The organism is Flavobacterium quisquiliarum (assembly GCF_019308285.1).
Lineage (GTDB): Bacteria > Bacteroidota > Bacteroidia > Flavobacteriales > Flavobacteriaceae > Flavobacterium > Flavobacterium quisquiliarum.
The window spans coordinates 350,879-371,470 of the sequence record NZ_WWEM01000031.1; the positions used below are offsets into that span (position 1 = coordinate 350,879).

The following is a 20,592-nucleotide window of genomic DNA, read 5'->3' on the forward strand; positions in this document are numbered from 1 at the left end:
ATTTTTACGTGTTGAGCAAATTAAATTAAAAACGATGTTTGCTTATAAATGTAATTACCAATTTAAAATGTAAAATAAACTTAAATAAATCTTATGAGTGGATCAGGAGGAGGTTATGAACCACCACAACGAACAAAATTTGACTGTGAAACGAGCATTATTATTACTAATGTTTCTTCTGTAGATATGTTGGTGCTTGAAAAACACAAAAAAGGAAATACTTTGGAAGTTATACTTGGATCCAAAGAATCTTTATTACTCGAAGATGGAGACGGAGAAATACTCGGTGCAGTTCTTCATATAAATACTTCAGACATCATTGATTGTATAAAAAATGGAGCATCATATGAAGCTGAAATATTAGATATTAACTCGCCTGCATGCCGTGTGCGGATAAAAAGACCCGAAATATGATTAAAGTTATTGGTGGGACTTATAGAGAAATCGATTATGACGATATTTCAATTGAAATTTATGGCTCAGGTTTTCGTGCAGCAAAATTTCTTTTAGAAAATAATTGTATGGTAAATTTTAGTACAGTTGCAAATAATGACGTTATTGAATACCTAAAAGAAAATCAAAAAGTTTATAAAAATTTCACTTTTGAGAATAACGAGTATAATGAATTAATAACATTTAAATACAGCTTTTCTCTCGATTACCCAAGTATATTTCCAAATTTACTTAATATTTCAAAAGCGGAAGAAATAAATGTAAGTTCCGAAAATATTATTGCGTTTGGTATGCTTGAAGCAGATTTCGCATTATCTGGAAATAAAGTCGTTTACGATCCTCAAACACCAATAAAACCAAAGAAATTTAGTGAGTTCGGCAAAGCAGAAGAACTTGTTTATATCGTTAATAAAAATGAAGCGTTTTCAATTGCTTCATCTGAAAATATTGAAGAAATTAAAAATTACTTTTTTAATTCTGAACAAGCAAAGGCTTTTATAATAAAAGACGGTCCTTTTGGAGCAATTTTACATTTAAAAGATAAAGAAGTTAAAATTCCATCGTACATTACCAACAATGTATACAAAATTGGTTCTGGTGATATTTTCACCTCAAGTTTTGGTTTTTATTGGTTAGAAAAAGGTTTATCTCTAGAAAAGTCTGCAATATATGCATCAAGATCTACAGCGATTTATTGTGACAAAAAAGTTTATGTAGACACATCAATCCTTGATTCTTTTAATTATAGAGAATTTAACAATAAAACATTTTCCGAAAAACAGGTTTATTTAGCTTCTCCTTTTTTCTCTATTTCCGAATTGATTTTAATAGATAAGATACGTTCTGCTTTTTTATCATTTGGGATAAAAGTTTTTTCACCTTTTCATGATATTGGACTAGGTGATGAGATATCAATAGCAAAAAAAGACTTAGAAGGAATAGAAAAATCTGATGTGATTTTTTGTGTTTTAGATAATTTTGATTCTGGGACACTTATCGAATCAGGTTATTCATTAGCAAAAGGAAAAAAAATAGTTGGCTATCATAGAACCTGTAGTGATAGTGATCTGTTAATGCTTAAACCTGCTAATATTCTATTTTACCAACATCTAACAACTGCCATTTATCAAACAATATGGAATCTATAAAGAAAGCAATTTTATTATCAGGCGGAATTGATTCAATATGCTTAACATATTATCTTAAACCAGATATTGCGTACACAATTGATTATGGTCAAATACCAGCAGAGAGAGAAATTTATGTCTCTAATTTTATATGTCAAAAATTAGGGATTCGACACAAAGTTATTAGTGCTGATTGTAGAAGTTTAGGAAGTGGCACATTAGCTAATTCTGACAATTTAAGTATTTCTCCTTCCGAAGAATGGTGGCCATTCAGAAATCAGTTATTAATTACACTAGCTTCTATGCAAGCAATAAAAGACAGTATTTCTGAACTTTATTTAGCTTCAGTTAAATCTGATGATTTTCATCGAGATGGAACAAATAATTTTTATAAACTATCAAATGAACTTGTCTCGTTTCAAGAAGGGGGAATTCAAATATTATGTCCAACTTTGGAATATTTCAGCCATGAATTGGTAACTAAATTTAATGTTCCACTTGAATTATTAAGCATTGCCCATTCTTGCCACGTCTCAAATATCTCTTGCGGGAAATGTTCGGGCTGCTTAAAGCAACTTAGAGTCAGACATGAAATTAATATGTTCTAAAAACTTAAAATTATAAACCTTTTACTAGCTCGTGCCAACTTAACATTCAAGAGCGAAACGCTCACACTAGCAGATAGAAATCGCAAAAAAGAAAATCAAAAAACTTAAAATAAGAAATTATGTTTACAGTAACAATAAATTCGGAAAACAGAAAAAGTAGCTACGAACAATTCGAAAGTGAATTTTTAAAAATATGTGATGAACATAGGGAAAATGATAGAGCATTAGTTTTTGCTTTTATCTTGTACGATTTTGAAAATGAACACATTGGTAAAGTTTTAGAAGATCCACACTATTGGCTTAGTTTAAACTCAATTTCGGGTAACTATTTGACAGTCTTTAGTCTTCATTATAAGGCCGCAGATATGAAAGAAAAATTCATGGAAATGATAAAACAAAGAATGGATCAAGACGTACACAAGGAATTCAATATGATCCCAACAGATCAAAACCCATCTCTTGAAACAAATCAATTCATTCAAAAATATTTCGGTAAAGATTTTAAAATAAAATATCCCTCAGTTTTATTTTTTCAAGTAAAAAACGATGTTGTTTCAGATAGTCGATTAATTCAATTAGATCAAGAAGGAATTGAGGCTTCGTTTTTAGAATTAAAGAAGTATATCAAAATTGCAGCGGAAGCTTTACACAAAGTAAATCGAGAAAATAAATATAATGTAGATGAACTATTTAGTTTAGTTGAGCAAAGTGTTTCTGGACAAAGGCAAAAAATACAAATCAAAAAGGGAATCAAAACTGTAACATCAATAGCAGATTTAGCTGCAACGGTTACGGGACTAAATCCATCATGATCTCTAGCCATTTTACACATTAAACTTACGAAACACATGAAACATTTATTATCAATTCGTCACCGCTCCCCAAAGTGTTCAACTGAAAAGCTACGTAAATGTCTCTGACTTTGTATAATGTTTTATTTGTTGTAAATTCATAAACTTGCCAAAAGTCTCTCGACTTTGAACTATTATTTTAAAAACAAAAAATATGATCAAATTTTTCATAGAAAATAAAGAACTAATTACAGTTTTACTTGGTATTATCATTGGATTTATTCCAACAGTTTTTGAGATTAAAAATAAAACAGAAAAAAAATCTAAGTTGACTATTGCTGGATATTTTTTCATTCTATTTGTTGTTAGTCTTATTTCGCTTTCAATTTTTACAGTTGCATATGAAAATGGAAATTTAACACAAGATAAGATTTCAATTAATTTTAGTTTAAGAGCCAATAAAACAGATATAACTGAAGCAGAAATTAATAAACTTTTACCTAACCAAATACCAACATACAATATAAGATTTGGTGAAGCACAAACTTCCGGGATATTTAGACTCAAAAAAACCTTTGATGGTAAAAGTCATTCTTTTCCATCAAAGTTTGCAGAATATAATTGTGATAATTTATTGGTTACTGATATTGAAAATTTTCCTAAAAGAATTGAAGAGTTAGCTGGTACTAGTGTCACAATTAACTTTCCTATGAGTAATTTTTGGAAAGACTTTTCGATTAATAGTCAACCAACTCTTAAAATTGATGGAAAAGAATATAATGGAGAAATATATGAAGATAAAATATATTTTAACATTAAGTAGCCCTCCACTCTCTAAAGAGTTCCTCAAAACCACTGCGCAAATGTCTCTGACTTTGCGTTTTTTTGTTTCTTATAAATCGTAAAACCCGATCTTCGAAATTTTCAACTAAAAAGCTACGCAAATTTCTCCAACATTTGCTTTTCTCACAAATCTCCCTCCAAATAAACCTTATGTAAATCATCCAGCAATTCCATTTCTTCTTCGGGTAAGAGCTGCAGAGCGATTTCAAGTAAAGTCATTACATTAATATTTTGGTCTTTTGTAAAACTGGAAAAACTTTTGGTTTCAGGATTAAGCAGAATAATACTGGCTTTAAGCAAATCTGAAACCATCATGTTTAATTCGTTATACGAAGATACTTTTAGCGGTATCGTAAACGAATCGTCTTTTTTATGCTCTGGTTTTAGTTTGGTAAAATAGTTTGATTTTGTCATTAATTCTAGTAATGCTTCCCATTTTTCTTCATTTTGCACTTCCATTTTATATAAGATTTAATTTACAATTAAAAACAAATATATAAAATATCGGTTGAAAACAATCGATTTTTAACAATCATATCAAAACAATCCATTACTTGTAATTTCATTTCTATGAAAAGAGAAAGAAAAAGTGAAATTCCTCAAGTAGTAAAAGAACTTGGAGTAAAGATAAAAGATGTGATTAACAGCAATGAATTAAAGACAAGAGAAGTTGCTCATGATGCTGAAATGGATGTAGAAAATTTAAGGAAATACCTTAAAGGTTCTCAGGAAATGAAAATAGGAACTTTGTTTAAAATCGCTCAAGCTTTAAAAATTCATCCAAGTGAATTAATCAAGGATTTGTAAATCTTACATCAAAATTCAGAATTAATTATTAAACCGTTTAAATATGAACTTCATTTATTTTGTTGATTTAACAGACCCTCTTGTTTGTTATAACATTATCAATACTAATCAATTAATTTCTCCTTCAATTATCCATTTAGACACATTTAAAGAAATTTATCCCTTATATACAATAAGCCCTGATTTAATATTAAACAATTTAGAATCAGTCAGTATCGGTTTTATATCTCCAAGATTAAAAATTGTCACTCTCTCAAATTGGGCTAGAAATGGAATAAAGATTGGAATTGGTAATTATTATTATTCTCAAGAAGAAATTGATAGATTCCACAGAATTGCTGAACTAGAAATAGAATTTGAAAAGATACGTAGACAAATAAATAAAAATCATCCCAGTAGACTTTCTTGCATTTTTTTAGCCGAAGATAATCAAGACGGAAGGACAATGTTAAAAAACATGTTTCCATATAAATTAAATTTTCATATAGTTAATATTTCAATTACTTTAAGTACACAATTTCATAAAGCCGATTCGAAATGGATTGACAATTACATAGAAACTAACAATACAACATCAATAATTAATTATTGGAAAGGAATTCCATTTGATAATTTCCCAGAATATGAATATTTATTAGAAGGTAAAATAGAATTGGTAAATAAAAGTGACCAAAATTTTATAGAAACCAATTTTGATACTAGCAAATATGCTTAAAAATCAACAAAATTACCCTCCGGCTGACGCGAGCGTCTCGCTCGTGAACGCAATCTTTACAAATGGAATACAGTCATTAATAATGTACTAATGAAAATAGAAATTAATAAAAAGTACCTGTCAAGTTTAATTGCAAATACTGATATTCATGCTGGTGGTTTGTTTTTTTGTATAATCTACCAAAATCAACTTGAGTTCTTTGAGAATGGTAAAGTTGAACTAACAAAAAAGGTTGTTGATGCCTTTCGTTCTATGGATGAGCATGAAGTTAAAAATTTACAAAATTATAAGAGTGTCGGAGAGTACTCATTTAATGATAGAGGCTATTTGGTTTGTAAGTTTGAGGATTTGTTTTGGACATTTACCGGATTTTCTACCGAAAAAGATAGCTCAATTATTCCCTTTAACATTTATGATAGTCGCTTACTAAATAAATGGGGAGAAGTTTATAAACTTGAAGAAATTATTTAGTGACAACCAAATAGCGAGGATTTGCAGTTATGGTTCAGAAAATTTGACTAAAATTTGAATACTCACCTAAAACATTACAACTCCTATGAAAAAGAAGAAAAACTGGCTCAAAATATTTCTAGACAACTTACTTGATTTAATTTTAGGCTGAAAATAATATTTCCTAGCGAGCGTCTCACTTCTGAACGTAATCTAAATCAATTTTGAAAAACTATTGGTTTAGATATTGAACGAGCAAAAAGCATTCTTGAAAAGACAAACACAATCATAAACTTAAACTTAAAACCATAGTAGAAATTGCTAGATTCCGTAAAGAAATACACAGGCATCGACCTGACTAATAGAATAAATCTACTTTGGTTTGAATTAGAAAAACAATGCGCAGAATTCAACAGTAATGAATTTGAATATTCTTGGGAAATGTGGGGTGTAATGTGGATGCCTTGGTTTATAATGATTGATCACAAACTTTTAAATTTTTCAGCCAATGATATTTCAAGCAATGACCTAGAGATTTTAGTAAAACAAGGAAAAATCGAGGTAATTAAAATTTACGAAACACATGAGAGGAAAGAAGAATTTGAGAAAATAAGATATAGAATAATAAAATCCCAAACCACAAAACACCAATCAGAATTCCAGAAAAATTTGTAAGAATACGTTTTGTTTCTATCTTTAGTCTTTAGAAAACTAAAAATACATGAATAAACCCAACAGAATTTATTTTTTAGGAAATCCTTATCCAAACGGTCACGCTTTAGAAGAATTTGAATGGAGCGGCAGAATTGAAGAAAACGAATCTATTTGGTTTGATTTTCATTTAAAAACCGAAAATTATTACGCTGAAGACGACACAGACCTTGATGACGAAGAAGAGGAAGAAGACGTTGATAGCGACTGGGATTCTAAAGTAGTCTGGGGAAATTTCCATCGCTGCACGATGTCTTCGACTTTTTGGGGAGATAACGGAATTAAAATCAATACTTCATCTGAAAAAGTCTCTTTTAATGCTATTATAAAAGAAGCTTTACTCGTAGACACTTTCCCTCTTGATGACGATTATGATTACGATGATGTCGCATTCGGGATTTATTTATTAGGACACGACAGCTGTGCCAATCATCGTATTCAAATTACTCCAACAGCTTCCAACCAATTTGATATTGACTGGTCTGGAAAAATCGCTTTGACTTATGTTGGAGACGACGAATTTAGATATAATTTTAAACTGCATCTTCAAAACGTCGAATTCGATGGTTTTTATTATCCAAAAACTTGGTCGATAGAAAAAGCCAGCGAGTTCTTTAAAAGTCGTTTCGCAGATTTTGAAGATTACGAATTTGTAGATCTTAATCCAAAAAGTAACAAACGGGAATATAAGTTTAAGAAGAAGTAGTTTATGAAAAAGAATATTACACGTTCATTTTAACGAAGTAATAACTTTATAGCTCAAAATCTGGACCCTTTCAAACCATTTAGAAACTTTAAATATTCTTCAATTGAAAAAAATAATCTTCCTTCTGTTCATAGCTTTATTTTCATCCTGTAAATAAAACAGTGAAAGTCAAAAACTTATGTACAATCAACTCATAAACTATAGGGATGAATTAAAAACGAATTCAACTGCCTTAGATCAATATATCGATATTCGTTTAGAAAATGATAAAGCGTACAAAAACATGATTGGAGACAGAAAAAGAATTTTTCTCGAATATGAAAAATCTTTTGAGAAACTTAAATTTAAGGAAAGAGATAAGATTGTTAAGCTCCGTGATTCATTTAATGAGAAACATGAATTGTATCTACGTTTTGATGCTTCCAATTACGATGGCAATATATCGGATACGCTCTTTAACAGATTAATGGAAATTGACTTTTATCGTATAAAAACTAGATTTCAAAATAAATATTTACTCATACATGGATGTATTTAAAATTCAATTTCTAATTAATAAAAAATGGAAAACTTCGACTGGACTTCTTTAACCAAAAAAAAAGTCAAAATTAACAAACTTGAATATGTGTTTAACAAGAAGTAGTTTATGAAAAAAAATATCAAATCCCAAATCAGTTATTAATCAATAAACAATATCATTTTCCCTTATGATGAGCCCCATGCTAATTTTTGCATTATTTATCGTTTTAGTTCTTTTCTTGACGCATCAGGCAACCAAAAAATCTCCTGAATTTTTACAAAACGAAAAATTGCAGATGGAGGAAAAAGTCAAAAAATTAAAGAAAGATATTCTAAACTGGAAATCCGATTCTTTAAAAAACGTGACCAATGGAATGGATTATTCTTTCGTAAGAAGTATGACCAATAAACTAACCGGAGTACTAAACTCAAATGATGGCACACCGATTATTGCTTTTCAAAGAGTAGACAGAGGTATTTTTGTGAACAGCAGAATATTGGCAAGCTCTACCGATTTTAAAATTTATTGTGAGTTTAAAAATGAGGAAAAAATATTCTATTTTAATGATGTGTATCTAGGAAAAATAGTGAAGCACTTTGATATTCTAGATGCATCAAATAATAAAATTGGAAGATGTAACCGAAAAACGTCCCAACCTAGTTTTACTGTAGACTTTAGATTTGGAAAAGCAGCAGAGATACTCAAAAACTCCGATAGAAAATTCATGGTACAGAGACGTTATCGCAAACGAAATCAATGGGAATCTGAAATGGTTTTTCGCGATCTTCCGCCTCCTACCAATCTAATACTATCACTGAATACAACCGATCCTGAAGAATTAAAATGGGTTATTTCGCTGACAGTATTTGAAGCGGTTTATTATGGATTTAGTTTTGTTTCTTAATAAAAAACAGCCATTTGCAAGAGAATTATTAACTTTATTAAAATAATATTGTTCTGCTGTACAAATACTAAAAACCAACCCATGGAAAACTTTGACTGGACTTCTTTCACCAAAAAAATAGCCGTTAAAGCTAAAATCAGCGATATTTATAACGCTTGGACAATTGCGAATGAACTGGAAAAATGGTTTCTGGAAAAGGTTTCTTTTTTTGATGCCAATCAGGAACCAATTGTCAAAAACCAAAACATTACAGAAAATGGTTCGTACGAATGGCTTTGGTATTTGTATGATGATGCCATGAAAGGAAAAATTACTTCCACAAATGGAAAAGACTTTTTACAGTTTACATTTGAAGGAAATTGCTTGGTTGATATAAAACTGAGTGAAACAAATGGTTATACGATAGTTGAACTTCGTCATCATAATATTCCAACAGATGATAACTCAAAAAAATACATTAGACTAGGTTGTTCCAACGGCTGGCATTTTTATTTGACCAATTTAAAATCGGTTTACGAAGGTGGACTGGATTTGAGAAATAAAGATGAGAATTTGAATCCGATGATTAATAATTAAAAAATTAATAACTTCATAATGATCAATTCCATATTAAAAAGATTTCCTTCAAACAAAAGATTATATAAAAGTAGTAACTCTCCATACGAATCTTGGCTCAATAATTCATGCATATTTGGAATAGCACATCATAATAATCCGCTTTCTTCAATAGATATAATACCTTTCGATGTAACAAACTTTTATTCATTTTTTGGCGAAGCGAGCTATGACTTTTTAAATTATATGATTGAAAATGGCATTCATGAAAATTTAGAACACTTAACTATTGGCTTCGAGCATAGCAATTCAGAATATGGATATAAAGACTATTCTAAAATCTCCAGTCTTCTTTCAACTGCAAAATTTCCAAAATTAAAAACATTTGAATATGGGACTGATTTTCTAATAGTTAATGAAGAGCAATACTATCCTCATTTGGGTGATCTGACACAGGTTTTAAACAATATGCCTCTTCTTGAAGAACTTGATGTATCTGGTAGTTTCCAATTACAGAGCAAAGTAGATCTAAAGAATATCAAAAACCTTTACATAATGGACTATTATACTGAAATTACTAATGGTACTATCAGCAAAGACACAATTAATTTTTTGACGGATTCAAATTTGGAGAACCTAGAAATCTTTGAACTCTCTTTAGGTGCACAGAATGATTATGTTTATCAATTAAACAGTAAAATTTTTTTAAAGAATATTGACAAATTAAAGTTGTTAGCAATTGATGGTAAATTTGAAAAAGGGACAAAAGATAAACTTCAAACACTTTTAAACCCATATATAGAAAAACTATTTTTAAATGACACCGAAGAATAGAATCTGATTGTGAATAAAAAAACATCCCAAAAAAGCAAAACCTTTCTGGGATGTTTTTATTTATTCTAAAGCGGCAAACAATATTTAAGCCTCTACTTCTACCTTCAAAATTTCGAGTTTCAAATTTCCTTTTTTAGCCGGCCATTCTACAACATCGCCTACTTTGTAACCAATCATTGCAATACCTTCATCTGAGAGTACAGAAATTTTGTTTTTGCTTACTTTTACTTTTTCGGGACCAACCAAAAGAATTGTTTTTTCTTCATCTTTGATATGGTCTTTATAAGTTACTTTTCGGTTTACTGAAACGATGTTTTCTGGCAGATTTCTTCGTAATACCTGAGTGGCATGTTTTAGCTCACTTAATAAAAGTTCTTCTTCGTGCGGAGTTACTTTTTTTCTTCTTACGTGGTCTTTAATTAAATCGTATGTTCCTGTAGTTAAAATAATATTTTGTGACATGACTTTCTTGTTTGCTTCATTTCCACAGATAAAGACATTCAACTCTTCACTGAATATCCTACAGCCCAAAATATAATTCAATGATACCCTATCCTGAATGAAAATGAAAGTTTAATAAAAATGAGCTTTATACAAAAGAAGATTCCCTGTCTAGAGTTATGACAGGGCAAAAGGAATAAAGTCTTTTGAGCTTTTTAAGAAAGCATCGTCATGCAAATACAATAAGGTGTGCATTAAGCACATCAAACAGCTGTTTACTAAAAATAAATTGGCAGTTTCCATTATTGTAATAATTGTAATCTTTGGACAAGATACAGCTATTTTTTTAGTAAAAATTAAATTTAGCTAAAAATTAAGATTATTCCCATCAAGACACAGATCTTTAGTTTTTTAACATGAATTCAATACAAACTTTTAATTAAAATTTAATAAATACGGTTTTACGTAAGGATATTGATTCTAAAGAAGTTACTTTTGAAAAAAGCTTTCAAAAATACCAAAAAACAAAACCAATGAAACTTATATTAACCGCTTTACTTCTAATTTTCAATCTCATAACAGCAGTAGCTCAATCCAATCCGGTTGCGGGCGATTACACACGTTCACTTTCAGATACTGAAAGAAAACATATAATCGAATACAAACTAACTTTAAATCAAGATGGAACATTTGAATTTCATTCGTATTCTAAAGTGCAAGGCGGAATCCCGCCAGAAGGTAACAAATACGGAAAAGGAAAATGGACTGCAAAAGATAATCTAATTACTTTTTCATCAGACAAAAAAGAAGATCTAAATGAAAAATATACGTTAGATTTTAATAATTCTACTGCACGATTTGTAACTAAAAACCCAAGAGACAAAAGCGATAAAGTGGTTCAAACCAAACTACAATTTTTAGAATCTGGACTTTTTTGGATGAAGAGAATTGATATTTTTAAAATATAAAAAATAGTACTGTATAAATAATTGCCCAAATCTGTTTTTAAATCTTCTAATTAAACTGAAAAAGAGAATTTAAACTCATGAAAAAAATCATTTTTATAGTCTTAGTTTCCATTTTATTATCATCTTGTTTTGGTTTATACGATTACGGCAGTGATACCATTGTAGACGATTATGAAACACTGTGGATCGATATTTACGAATCCCGATCTTTAAAAAAAGGAGAAATTTTAGTTCCCGCTTATGTTTTTGCTGTTGGCTATGATTCGAAGTATATTTATTCGAAACAGCATCCGCTTGTAGAAAACTCAACTGATAAAATAAATCGAGATGTAATCAATTATTACATTATCGAAAGGACAGAAAGCGGTTTTCAGGATAAACCTATTTTTGGTCCTTTCAATAAAACTGGATTTGAAAAAAAATGCACCGAACTGACCATCAAAAACCCAGAATTTAAGTTAACTTTCCCAACAAAATGGCATTTTGACTGATTCTGTTTTTCTAAACTGTAACACACTTCATATTATTTTCTTCCATAATTCGCAAATCGATTATTTTTTGAGCAACAGTTCCTTTTTCAAATAACCGAATGAACTTGAAAATAGCGCTAACATAATATCCTGGATTTGAAACTAAACGTGCAATTTCTGTAATTCTCTTATCTCTTTCTTGTATGCAGGCTTGTGTTTTATTTTCGGGAAGCGCGACAAATTCATTTGCAAATTGCCAAGCGCCATTTCTAGCAGTTTCCATACTAAAATCAATAAAAAAATTATCGGCTTTACCTGCTAATTTTAGTAAAACAGTAAGAGTTGGCCAGATTTTGATTAAGCATTTTTCTACGCCTTTTACCAAACTGCTGAGTATTGAATTTATCTTGTCAAAATCCGCTTTTAAGTCTCCAATATTCTCGGCTGTACTTACCTGTGCGGCTGCTATTCCCAAATCCAGATTAATATGTGCATTCATTCCGAGCAGTAAATGCTGTATTACAATTGGCCAGAATTTTTCGGCCTGTTCAAAAGAAAACGCCCAGCATTCCGAAGGTTTTTCTTTGGCTTTATACAAATAATAAGCTTCAATGTAACGATTGGCAAAAATAACATCCAGTTTTTCCATTCGTTCTCCGTTTTGAAAAGAACCGTCTGCAATTCCCTGTTTTATTCTTACCGTGACTTCACGATATAACATGGCAAATAAACCAACTGGACTTTGTTCTAATTTTGAGGTTTCAATGATTTCATCCAATATCTGAATAACCTCATTTATCGTAGATGCTTGTCTTACACTCATTTTAATCGTTTTTGGTTAAACGAATATACTTATTTTAATCCTTTAAAAATCAACATTTTGAAGCAATTATCTTATATTTTTTCGCTTCTTGACAAATTAAACTCAACAACTCCGTAGAAACCTAATTTTACTAAGAAATAAAAAAACTTAGCATCTTAGTACCTTAGAATCTTAGCAACTTTCTCATAAAAATCCTAACTTCGCTCCTCAATAAGAAAAGGAAAAAATGAAGGTCTGTATTGCTGAGAAACCAAGTGTAGCACGCGAAATAGCATCCGTTTTGGGCGCCAATACCAAACATGACGGCTATTATGAAGGCAACGGTTATGCCGTGACCTACACTTTTGGGCATTTATGCACCTTAAAAGAACCCAATGATTACAAACCGCACTGGAAAAGCTGGGATTTAAACAATCTGCCTATGCTGCCTGAAAAATTCGAGACCAAAGTAGTTCAGAATTCCGGAATCCAAAAACAGTTTAAAATCATAAAAACCCTTTTCGAAAAAGCCGAAATGGTCATTAACTGCGGGGATGCCGGGCAGGAAGGAGAATTAATCCAGCGCTGGGTAATGAATGAAGCGCATTATAAAGGCGAAATCAAACGTTTATGGATTTCGTCACTTACTACAGAAGCCATCAAAGAAGGTTTTGACAATCTGAAACCTTCTGAAAACTACGATAATTTATTCTATGCCGGATTTTCGAGAGCAATTGGTGATTGGCTTTTAGGAATGAACGCTACTCGTTTGTACACCGTAAAACACGGCGGTTACAAACAGGTTTTGTCTATTGGACGCGTGCAGACACCAACGCTCGCAATGGTTGTGGAAAGATTTAAAGAAATTGAAAACTTTAAACCGCAGCCCTATTGGGAATTGCAGACTTTATATAGAGAAACGCTTTTTAGTTATGAAGAAGGCCGTTTTTTAAAAAAAGAAGATGGAGAAATTCTGGCCGAAAAAGTTAAAGAAAGTGATTTTGAAATTGTTTCTGTAGACAAAAAAAACGGAAACGAATATGCTCCAAAACTATTTGATTTAACAGGTTTGCAGGTTTATTGCAATCAAAAGTTTGGATTCTCGGCAGAAGAGACGCTTAAAATTGCACAGACTTTATATGAGCAGAAAGCCATCACGTATCCAAGAGTTGATACGACTTTCTTACCTGGAGATATTTATCCAAAAGTACCAGGAATTCTGCAAAAACTGACCAATTATTCTCATTTGACAGAACCGCTTTTAGGCAAAAAAATCAAAAAATCGCCAAAGGTTTTCAACGACAAAAAAGTAACCGATCACCACGCGATTATTCCAACAGGAATTGAAATCAATCTGCCTCATAATCAGCAGCAGGTTTATGACATTATTGTAAAACGTTTTATTGCTGTTTTTTATGATGACTGTCTTGTTGCCAATACGACAGTGATAGGAAAAGCAGCCGATGTAACTTTTAAAGCCACTGGAAAAGAAATCCTGAAGAAAGGTTTTAGAGTAGTTTTTGAAGATCCGAATGCGAAGGAAAAAGAACCAGATTTATTACCGAGTTTTGTTGTTGGCGAAAAAGGCCCGCATGAACCATCATTTCTTCAAAAAGAAACCAAACCACCCAACTATTATACCGAAGCTACTTTGCTTAGAGCAATGGAAACAGCAGGAAAACAAGTCGATGATGAGGATTTACGTGAATTGATGAAAGAAAACGGAATCGGTCGTCCGTCAACTCGTGCTAACATTATCGAAACGCTTTTTAAACGTCAATATATTGTTCGTAATAAAAAACAGATTTTACCAACCATTGCAGGAATTCAGCTAATTGATACGATTCAAAATGAATTGATTAAGTCGGCTGAACTTACGGGTTCTTGGGAAAAACAGTTAAAAGACATTGAAAAAGGTACTTTTACCGCTGCTGCTTTTATTCGGAACATGAAAAAAATGGTGGAAGCTTTAGTTTATGAAGTTCGAAGCGAGACTACTCGTGCTAATATTTCGTATGCAGCATCGGTTCAGAAACCTGTTGTTAAAGCAGAAAAAAAGAAAGCTTCGGGAATTTTAGCTGAAACTTGTCCAAAATGCCAGAAAGGGAATTTTATAAAAGGAAAATCGGCTTTTGGTTGCAGCGAGTATAAATCGGGTTGTGACTTTGTACTTCCATATGTTTTTCATGATAAAAAAATTACAGAACCGCAGTATTTGAGATTGCTTCAAAAAGGCTCAACAGTAAATATAAAAGGCTTTAAAACAGATGCAGGAACAGTTGAAGGTTTGATTCGTTTTGAAGAAAACTACAGACTCAAATTAGAACCTAAGAAAACAGCACCTAAAACAGCTGTAAAAGAAGAAACTTCAGATTCTTTAGTATGTCCAAAATGTAATAAAGGAACGATTTTGAAAGGCAAAACAGCTTACGGCTGTGCAGAATACAAATCGGGCTGTGATTTTAAAGTCACTTTTGATGAAGTAAGAGCCAAACTTCAGGATCAAAAACCTACCAAGGAATTGGTGTATTCAATTTTGAAAGAAAGTGTTTAAATTCTTTTTTTTAGCCACGAATTCACGAATTAATTAAAAAAATTCGTGAATTCGTGGCTAACATTTTTTTCATACATTAGTACAATCAAAACCTTACAAAATATGTTTCAGAAAATTACTCTTATTGCACTTATCATTGCTTTCGTTTCCTGCCAGAAAAAAGAATCTGTAGAAAAAGATAAAATCAAAGTCGCAGATTGGCTTATTGGCAACTGGGAAAATGCTTCTCCAGAAGGTGTTCTAAGTGAAAACTGGCAAAAACTAAACGATAGTATTTTTAGCGCTTCTTCTTATTTTATAAAAGGAAAAGACACACTTCATTTTGAAACTATTATCCTGGCACAGCTTGGCGAAACACTAACTTATAAAGCGACCGTAAAAGGACAAAACGACGATAAACCTGTTTTCTTCCCTTCTACTTTGGAATCGGATAAACAATTGGTTTTTGAAAATGTGAAACACGATTATCCGCAAAAAATTACGTACACAAAAGGTGCTAATAATACTTTGACAGCTGAGATTTCAGGGAATTTGAATGGAAAACCGAGTTCGGAGAAGTTTGTGATGACGAAGAAGTAGTGATATAAAATGTACCGTTCCTACGGAACTTTTGATTCGCCGTACGTTTATTCTTCAACGGATTAAAATCCGTTGCTACAAAATAATTCATTCCTAAGGAATTTTAAATACCAAAAAAGAACCATCGGTTCTACCAATTTTGTAGGGCCGGATTTTAATCCGGTTGTAACGAGATTATTCTAGTTTTTTAAAGAGCCGTAGGTTCGGTCAATTTACATGGAATAGAATTGTAAATATTGAGTTAGCAATCATCCAAAACCAATACAACAATCTAAAAAACAAACATTTAAATTACCTTTATAAATATTTTTTCTAATAAACAAATCATGAAAACAAAAGTTATTCTTTTTTCCTCAATTTTAACTTTAGTAGTTTTATCTTCTTGTAAAAAAGAAATCAAAACCGAAGCTTCTGTAAAAACATATCCAAATCTTGCCAAAGCAGAATGGTTTATTGGCGAATGGGGAAATAAATCGGCCGAAGGCGAACTTACCGAACGCTGGAAAAAAGAAAATGATTCCGTTTATCTTGGTGAATCCTATTTTGTTGTTGGTCAAAATGATACTGTTTTTGCAGAACAGGTTCGTTTGGAAGAAGCCAACGGAAAACTCTCTTACATCGTAACCGTTCCTAGACAGAATCAAGAATTACCTGTAAGTTTTGAAATGGCCTCTGCAACCGAAAATCAAATTGTTTTTGAAAATCCAAAACACGATTATCCAAACAAAATCATTTATAATCTTGTCGCAAAAGATTCATTAATCGCAGAAATCTCTGGTTTGAAAAAAGGCAAACCCAATACAGAGCGATTTGTCATGAAAAAGCGATGATTGTGGATTAAAAAATGGCGCATTTCCAAAGTTTTTTAGACTTTAAAATTTAAAAAAAACTTTGTGCCTTACTGCCTTTGTGGCAAAAAAACTTATCAACTCAGTATCTCAGAATCTCAGAACCTTAAAAATCACTCATTCTCCCCGATCTTATTCACCATAAAAATCATAAGTGTACCTAAGATTGCCATAACTAAAAATGCCCATTTCATACTTAGATATTCAGAAATAAAACCAACCATAGGCGGTACCAATAAAAATCCTAAATAACCAATTGTAGAAATAGAAGTTAAAGCAGAACCACTGCTTAATTTGGAAGATCTTCCAGCTATGCTAAACACTAACGGAACTACACAAGAAACTCCAAATCCGATTAGTACATATCCGAAAATAGTAGGATAAGCATAAGGCAGAATAAAACAAATTCCAAAACCTACAGTAATTAAAATCCCGCTGTATAGGAGGATTTTTTTAGTTCCAAACTTCATCACACCATAATCTCCAAAAATACGTCCTAAAGTAACTGCTGAAGCAAAAAATACAAATGCTGCACTGGTTAATTTCGGTGAAGCTTTTAAAATATTTTCAAAATAGATCCCGCTCCAATCGTACATCGTATTTTCGCAGGCCATAGAGACAAAACAAATCAAGGCAAACTTAACCAAGTTTTTTTCCGGCATCGAAAAGAATTTCTTTTTGACTGGTACTGGTTCATTATGAATACTCATTGGATAAAAACAAGCTGTCAGCGCCAGCATAAAAACACTCACTCCTAATAAGTGATGAGAGGGTGCTATTTTCTGCGTTACCATTACATACCCCAAACCTGCTCCTGAAAAAACCGCAATACTCCAAACCGCATGAAAACGAGTAATAATCGATTTTGGATATAATTTCTGTACTTCTAAAGACTGCGCATTAATCGATAAATTGAAAATATTACGAGAAGCACCAAAAATTAAAAGCACAATCACCAACTGCCAGACAAAAGCGACTAGTCCGGGCAGAGACAATACAATATTAAACATGATTGCTCCCAACAGCATAATATAACGACTGCTGTATTTATTTAAAAGCTTTCCTGTAAATGGCATTGTCAGCATTAATCCGATTGGAAAAGCAAATAAAACAGCTCCGAATTGAGCTTCTGATAAATGCAATTGAGCTTGAATATGTGGAATTCTCGATACCCACGAAGAATATCCAAAACCTGAAAGAAAGAAAAAAACTGTATTGGCAATACGATATCCTCTAGGTGTATTTTGAATTTTTTTAAAGAAAGATAAAATCATGAAATTGTGTTTCTGACTGCAAAATTAAGGCTTTTTTAGGGGGAAGCATTCTACTTTCTTCTTTTTTCACAAAAACTTGAATCTCTCTTCCAATTAAGACCTAAAGAATATTCTTTCTTTTCTTAAAATAATCTTAACAAATGCTTAGTGAATCCTTAAAAATAATATTTGGCAAAAAAAATATTATATCTACATTTGTATTATTTTTATTTATTCTAAATAAAATATATTTATAAACCAATTTTACAAACCAATGAAATATTTTAATCCGAAGAAATTACGTCTTCTATTTACAATTAGTTTTGTCTTTTCGTTCTTAATCGTATCTGCCCAACAAAATGGAAAAATTAAAGGAACCATCACTACTTCAGACGGCGAGTTAGCAGCTGGAGTTAATGTGATCTTAAAAAACTCAAAATATTGGACTGTTTCTGATGAAAACGGAAACTTCGAATTCAACAGAGTTAAACCAAGCACCTATACTTTACAAGTTTCCTTAACGGGTTACGAAACTTCAGAAAGTGAAGTAATTGTAGCAGAAAGTGAAACATCAAATATTAATTTACAGCTAAAAGTTTCCAACAAAGAATTAAAAGAAGTTGTTGTAAATGGCAAAAAAAGCATATTATCTAAAAAAACAGATTATGTTGCCAGAATGCCTTTAACCAACATTGAAAACCCGCAGGTCTACAGTGTAATCCAAAAAGAACTTTTATTACAGCAGGTTGCCGTAGATATCAAAGGCGCTGTTATGAACGCACCTGGAGTTGTATCAATCAGTTATCCTTCTGGTGGAGTTGGAATGATTTTTAGAGGATTTTCTATTGGAGTTAATGCTCGTAACGGAATGGAAACAGTTTCTGGACGTTCTTCTGTTGATCTTGGTAACGTAGAGCGTATTGAAATCTTAAAAGGTCCTTCTGGAACTTTATTCGGTTCTTCAGTATCTTCTTTTGGAGGTGTTGTGAATCTTGTTACGAAAAAACCTTTTGAAACTTCTGCTGCCGAAGTATCTTATACAACCGGAAGCTACAATTTAAACCGATTAACAGTAGACGTTAATACCCCTTTAAATCAAGAAAAAACAGTTTTATTCAGAATCAATATGGGAGTTCACAGGGAAAAAAGCTTTCTTGATTATGGTTTCAACAATACGCTTCTTTTCGCTCCTAGCTTAACTTACAAAGCATCGGACAAACTTACTTTTAACTTCGATGCGGAACTTTATAATGTAAACAACACCAGACGTACATATAATACTTATGACGCAAATTCTGGGATAACAAACCCTAGCCAACTTCAAATCGATTACAAAAAGTCTATGTTCCATGATGATAACGATGCCAAATCAACGGCTACAAAATTCTTTGGGCAAGCTGAATATCAAATCTCTGAAAACTGGAAATCGACAACTGTATTCTCTTTTGTAGGTGAAGATGTAGAACGCAGTTATCAAAGTTATGCAGTATGGAGCTCACCAACACAAGTTGCCCGAAGAGTTGGACTTTGGGGACCTATCTTTAATAACTATACTAATATTCAGGAAAACATTAACGGACAGTTTTCAACTGGAAGCATCAAACATAAATTCCTTGCTGGTGTAAACTACAGACTTTACACTTCAAACTTCTCAGGCGGATCAACTTTTACACTTGATAATATCGATATTACAACTCCTTTTGCTCCTATCAGAAGAAAAGCAGTTGATGCTGGTCTTAACCTAACAACTTCTGCTGTTGCTGACCAAAAAACAATTAGTGCTTATGCTTGCGACGTAGTGAATTTCACAGACAAGTTCTCTGCAATGTTAAGTTTACGCCTGGATAATTTTGAAAGAGCTAAAGTGGGAACTGTTGAAGGTTACAGCCAAACAGCACTTTCTCCAAAATTTGGTTTAGTGTATGAATTCGTAAAAGATCAGGTTGCTGTATTTACAAATTACATGAACGGTTTCCAGAATATGGCACCTGTAACACAACCCGATCAGACTTTATTAGTTTTAGATCCAATTTATGCGGTACAATATGAAGGAGGTTTAAAAGCAGAAACGTCTAATAAAAAATTAAGCGGTTCTATTAGTTACTACAACATTACTATTGATAATGCTACAAGAGTTGATGCTGGATATACTATCCAAGATGGTAAACAAGTCAGTAAAGGTGTTGATTTTGAATTAATGGCAACTCCATTTAACGGACTTAGCATTGTAAGTGGATATGCTTATAATGACAACCGAATTGTACGAGCATCTGATCCAAGTATTGAAGGAAAAAAAGCGACAAGTTCTCCTGAGAATGTAGTTAACTTCTGGACGACCTATACTTTCCAAAATAAATTGAAAGGATTAGGTATTGGTGCAGGTGCAAACTATATCGACAAAAACTACTTTACAGCAAATAATTTAGTTTACATGCCATCTTATACCGTGTATAATGCAACTGTATATTACGAAAAACCAACATGGAGATTAGGTTTAAAATTCAACAATATTACAAACGAAAAATACTGGGATTTCTGGGGTTCATCAATGGCACCAGCCAACTTGTTAGCAAACCTGACAATCAAATTTTAAGACCTAAAACAATTAAACTGACGCCTCAATTTATAAAATTGAGGCGCTTTTAATTATAAC

At 31.9% G+C, this 20,592-nt stretch carries 24 protein-coding genes; 20 read left to right on the forward strand and 4 right to left on the reverse strand.

The window, feature by feature from the left end:
* Positions 1-93: 93 nt before the first annotated feature.
* The 5 genes from GSY47_RS13860 to GSY47_RS13880 all read left to right on the forward strand — a co-directional run bounded on the left by GSY47_RS13860 (position 94) and on the right by GSY47_RS13880 (position 3,802).
* Entirely contained in the window at positions 94-414 is a 321-nt protein-coding gene (locus tag GSY47_RS13860) for a hypothetical protein (RefSeq protein ID WP_179007217.1), read from the forward strand.
* Positions 411-1,601: a PfkB family carbohydrate kinase gene (locus tag GSY47_RS13865; protein WP_179007214.1), complete on the forward strand. Its 1,191-nt coding sequence runs from the start codon at positions 411-413 to the stop codon at positions 1,599-1,601. The genes GSY47_RS13860 and GSY47_RS13865 overlap by 4 nt, the downstream gene beginning before the upstream one ends.
* The gene (locus tag GSY47_RS13870) at positions 1,589-2,188 is read left to right on the forward strand and encodes a 7-cyano-7-deazaguanine synthase (protein WP_218651451.1); all 600 of its coding nucleotides are present in this window, start codon (positions 1,589-1,591) and stop codon (positions 2,186-2,188) included. Before GSY47_RS13865 ends, GSY47_RS13870 begins: the two co-directional genes overlap by 13 nt.
* Before the next feature lie 119 nt (positions 2,189-2,307).
* Complete coding sequence (locus GSY47_RS13875; RefSeq protein ID WP_179007211.1) at positions 2,308-3,000, forward strand: hypothetical protein; 693 nt, start codon at positions 2,308-2,310, stop codon at positions 2,998-3,000.
* A gap of 193 nt (positions 3,001-3,193) precedes the next feature.
* Positions 3,194-3,802 (forward strand): hypothetical protein, encoded by a 609-nt coding sequence (locus tag GSY47_RS13880; RefSeq protein WP_179007208.1) that lies wholly within the window; start codon positions 3,194-3,196, stop codon positions 3,800-3,802.
* A gap of 143 nt (positions 3,803-3,945) precedes the next feature.
* Here the strand turns inward: GSY47_RS13880 and GSY47_RS13885 are convergent, their stop codons facing one another.
* Entirely contained in the window at positions 3,946-4,281 is a 336-nt protein-coding gene (locus GSY47_RS13885) for a hypothetical protein (RefSeq protein ID WP_179007206.1), read from the reverse strand.
* Positions 4,282-4,392: 111 nt separating this feature from the next.
* Between GSY47_RS13885 and GSY47_RS13890 the strand changes: the two genes are divergently transcribed.
* The 9 genes from GSY47_RS13890 (at position 4,393) to GSY47_RS13930 (ending at position 10,024) form a co-directional block, all read left to right on the forward strand.
* Positions 4,393-4,629 (forward strand): helix-turn-helix domain-containing protein, encoded by a 237-nt coding sequence (locus GSY47_RS13890; protein WP_179007203.1) that lies wholly within the window; start codon positions 4,393-4,395, stop codon positions 4,627-4,629.
* Positions 4,630-4,672: 43 nt separating this feature from the next.
* Positions 4,673-5,344, forward strand: a complete 672-nt coding sequence (locus GSY47_RS13895) for a hypothetical protein (protein ID WP_179007199.1) — start codon at positions 4,673-4,675, stop codon at positions 5,342-5,344.
* Between the two features lie 90 nt (positions 5,345-5,434).
* Complete coding sequence (locus GSY47_RS13900; protein WP_179007196.1) at positions 5,435-5,815, forward strand: hypothetical protein; 381 nt, start codon at positions 5,435-5,437, stop codon at positions 5,813-5,815.
* Between the two features lie 297 nt (positions 5,816-6,112).
* Entirely contained in the window at positions 6,113-6,469 is a 357-nt protein-coding gene (locus GSY47_RS13905; protein WP_179007192.1) for a hypothetical protein, read from the forward strand.
* A gap of 46 nt (positions 6,470-6,515) precedes the next feature.
* Complete coding sequence (locus tag GSY47_RS13910; protein ID WP_179007189.1) at positions 6,516-7,211, forward strand: hypothetical protein; 696 nt, start codon at positions 6,516-6,518, stop codon at positions 7,209-7,211.
* 178 nt (positions 7,212-7,389) lie between these two features.
* Entirely contained in the window at positions 7,390-7,749 is a 360-nt protein-coding gene (locus GSY47_RS13915; protein ID WP_179007186.1) for a hypothetical protein, read from the forward strand.
* Between the two features lie 169 nt (positions 7,750-7,918).
* Positions 7,919-8,635, forward strand: coding sequence for a hypothetical protein (locus GSY47_RS13920; RefSeq protein ID WP_219071410.1), 717 nt, complete (start codon positions 7,919-7,921; stop codon positions 8,633-8,635).
* Between the two features lie 81 nt (positions 8,636-8,716).
* Positions 8,717-9,211, forward strand: coding sequence for an SRPBCC family protein (locus GSY47_RS13925; protein ID WP_179007180.1), 495 nt, complete (start codon positions 8,717-8,719; stop codon positions 9,209-9,211).
* Between the two features lie 18 nt (positions 9,212-9,229).
* Positions 9,230-10,024, forward strand: a complete 795-nt coding sequence (locus GSY47_RS13930) for a hypothetical protein (protein WP_179007177.1) — start codon at positions 9,230-9,232, stop codon at positions 10,022-10,024.
* Between the two features lie 84 nt (positions 10,025-10,108).
* On the opposite strand, the gene GSY47_RS13935 is transcribed toward GSY47_RS13930, so the two are convergent.
* Positions 10,109-10,486 (reverse strand): GreA/GreB family elongation factor, encoded by a 378-nt coding sequence (locus tag GSY47_RS13935; RefSeq protein ID WP_179007174.1) that lies wholly within the window; start codon positions 10,484-10,486, stop codon positions 10,109-10,111.
* A gap of 512 nt (positions 10,487-10,998) precedes the next feature.
* Between GSY47_RS13935 and GSY47_RS13940 the strand changes: the two genes are divergently transcribed.
* A complete protein-coding gene (locus GSY47_RS13940) occupies positions 10,999-11,433 on the forward strand; it encodes a copper resistance protein NlpE N-terminal domain-containing protein (RefSeq protein WP_179007171.1) in 435 nt (144 codons plus the stop codon).
* 77 nt (positions 11,434-11,510) lie between these two features.
* Positions 11,511-11,924, forward strand: a complete 414-nt coding sequence (locus GSY47_RS13945) for a DUF3997 domain-containing protein (protein ID WP_179007168.1) — start codon at positions 11,511-11,513, stop codon at positions 11,922-11,924.
* A 10-nt stretch (positions 11,925-11,934) separates the two neighbouring features.
* On the opposite strand, the gene GSY47_RS13950 is transcribed toward GSY47_RS13945, so the two are convergent.
* A complete protein-coding gene (locus tag GSY47_RS13950) occupies positions 11,935-12,726 on the reverse strand; it encodes a DUF5995 family protein (protein ID WP_219071411.1) in 792 nt (263 codons plus the stop codon).
* 226 nt (positions 12,727-12,952) lie between these two features.
* Here GSY47_RS13950 and GSY47_RS13955 point away from each other — a divergent pair, with 226 nt between their 5' ends.
* The 3 genes from GSY47_RS13955 to GSY47_RS13965 all read left to right on the forward strand — a co-directional run bounded on the left by GSY47_RS13955 (position 12,953) and on the right by GSY47_RS13965 (position 16,668).
* A complete protein-coding gene (locus GSY47_RS13955; protein ID WP_179007161.1) occupies positions 12,953-15,259 on the forward strand; it encodes a type IA DNA topoisomerase in 2,307 nt (768 codons plus the stop codon).
* A 102-nt stretch (positions 15,260-15,361) separates the two neighbouring features.
* Complete coding sequence (locus tag GSY47_RS13960) at positions 15,362-15,838, forward strand: DUF6265 family protein (RefSeq protein WP_179007158.1); 477 nt, start codon at positions 15,362-15,364, stop codon at positions 15,836-15,838.
* A 326-nt stretch (positions 15,839-16,164) separates the two neighbouring features.
* Complete coding sequence (locus GSY47_RS13965; RefSeq protein ID WP_179007155.1) at positions 16,165-16,668, forward strand: DUF6265 family protein; 504 nt, start codon at positions 16,165-16,167, stop codon at positions 16,666-16,668.
* A 131-nt stretch (positions 16,669-16,799) separates the two neighbouring features.
* Here GSY47_RS13965 and GSY47_RS13970 read toward each other — a convergent pair whose 3' ends face one another.
* Positions 16,800-17,960, reverse strand: a complete 1,161-nt coding sequence (locus GSY47_RS13970; RefSeq protein WP_179007152.1) for an MFS transporter — start codon at positions 17,958-17,960, stop codon at positions 16,800-16,802.
* Positions 17,961-18,213: 253 nt separating this feature from the next.
* Here GSY47_RS13970 and GSY47_RS13975 point away from each other — a divergent pair, with 253 nt between their 5' ends.
* On the forward strand, positions 18,214-20,532 hold the full coding sequence (locus tag GSY47_RS13975) for a TonB-dependent receptor (RefSeq protein ID WP_179007148.1): 2,319 nt from the start codon (positions 18,214-18,216) through the stop codon (positions 20,530-20,532).
* Positions 20,533-20,592: the final 60 nt, after the last annotated feature.

Excerpts from the sequence above, each read along its gene's own strand:
- GSY47_RS13960 (WP_179007158.1), top strand. The coding sequence starts at position 15,362 with ATGTTTCAGAAAATTACTCTTATTGCACTTATCATTGCTTTCGTTTCC.
- GSY47_RS13915 (WP_179007186.1), top strand. The coding sequence starts at position 7,390 with ATGTACAATCAACTCATAAACTATAGGGATGAATTAAAAACGAATTCA.
- GSY47_RS13900 (WP_179007196.1), top strand. The coding sequence starts at position 5,435 with ATGAAAATAGAAATTAATAAAAAGTACCTGTCAAGTTTAATTGCAAAT.
- GSY47_RS13925 (WP_179007180.1), top strand. The coding sequence starts at position 8,717 with ATGGAAAACTTTGACTGGACTTCTTTCACCAAAAAAATAGCCGTTAAA.
- GSY47_RS13920 (WP_219071410.1), top strand. The coding sequence starts at position 7,919 with ATGATGAGCCCCATGCTAATTTTTGCATTATTTATCGTTTTAGTTCTT.
- GSY47_RS13865 (WP_179007214.1), top strand. The coding sequence starts at position 411 with ATGATTAAAGTTATTGGTGGGACTTATAGAGAAATCGATTATGACGAT.
- GSY47_RS13935 (WP_179007174.1), bottom strand. The coding sequence starts at position 10,486 with ATGTCACAAAATATTATTTTAACTACAGGAACATACGATTTAATTAAA.
- GSY47_RS13970 (WP_179007152.1), bottom strand. The coding sequence starts at position 17,960 with ATGATTTTATCTTTCTTTAAAAAAATTCAAAATACACCTAGAGGATAT.
- GSY47_RS13950 (WP_219071411.1), bottom strand. The coding sequence starts at position 12,726 with ATGAGTGTAAGACAAGCATCTACGATAAATGAGGTTATTCAGATATTG.
- GSY47_RS13885 (WP_179007206.1), bottom strand. The coding sequence starts at position 4,281 with ATGGAAGTGCAAAATGAAGAAAAATGGGAAGCATTACTAGAATTAATG.
- GSY47_RS13890 (WP_179007203.1), top strand. The coding sequence starts at position 4,393 with ATGAAAAGAGAAAGAAAAAGTGAAATTCCTCAAGTAGTAAAAGAACTT.
- GSY47_RS13930 (WP_179007177.1), top strand. The coding sequence starts at position 9,230 with ATGATCAATTCCATATTAAAAAGATTTCCTTCAAACAAAAGATTATAT.
- GSY47_RS13955 (WP_179007161.1), top strand. The coding sequence starts at position 12,953 with ATGAAGGTCTGTATTGCTGAGAAACCAAGTGTAGCACGCGAAATAGCA.
- GSY47_RS13945 (WP_179007168.1), top strand. The coding sequence starts at position 11,511 with ATGAAAAAAATCATTTTTATAGTCTTAGTTTCCATTTTATTATCATCT.
- GSY47_RS13965 (WP_179007155.1), top strand. The coding sequence starts at position 16,165 with ATGAAAACAAAAGTTATTCTTTTTTCCTCAATTTTAACTTTAGTAGTT.
- GSY47_RS13975 (WP_179007148.1), top strand. The coding sequence starts at position 18,214 with ATGAAATATTTTAATCCGAAGAAATTACGTCTTCTATTTACAATTAGT.
- GSY47_RS13875 (WP_179007211.1), top strand. The coding sequence starts at position 2,308 with ATGTTTACAGTAACAATAAATTCGGAAAACAGAAAAAGTAGCTACGAA.
- GSY47_RS13910 (WP_179007189.1), top strand. The coding sequence starts at position 6,516 with ATGAATAAACCCAACAGAATTTATTTTTTAGGAAATCCTTATCCAAAC.
- GSY47_RS13895 (WP_179007199.1), top strand. The coding sequence starts at position 4,673 with ATGAACTTCATTTATTTTGTTGATTTAACAGACCCTCTTGTTTGTTAT.
- GSY47_RS13880 (WP_179007208.1), top strand. The coding sequence starts at position 3,194 with ATGATCAAATTTTTCATAGAAAATAAAGAACTAATTACAGTTTTACTT.
- GSY47_RS13940 (WP_179007171.1), top strand. The coding sequence starts at position 10,999 with ATGAAACTTATATTAACCGCTTTACTTCTAATTTTCAATCTCATAACA.
- GSY47_RS13870 (WP_218651451.1), top strand. The coding sequence starts at position 1,589 with ATGGAATCTATAAAGAAAGCAATTTTATTATCAGGCGGAATTGATTCA.
- GSY47_RS13860 (WP_179007217.1), top strand. The coding sequence starts at position 94 with ATGAGTGGATCAGGAGGAGGTTATGAACCACCACAACGAACAAAATTT.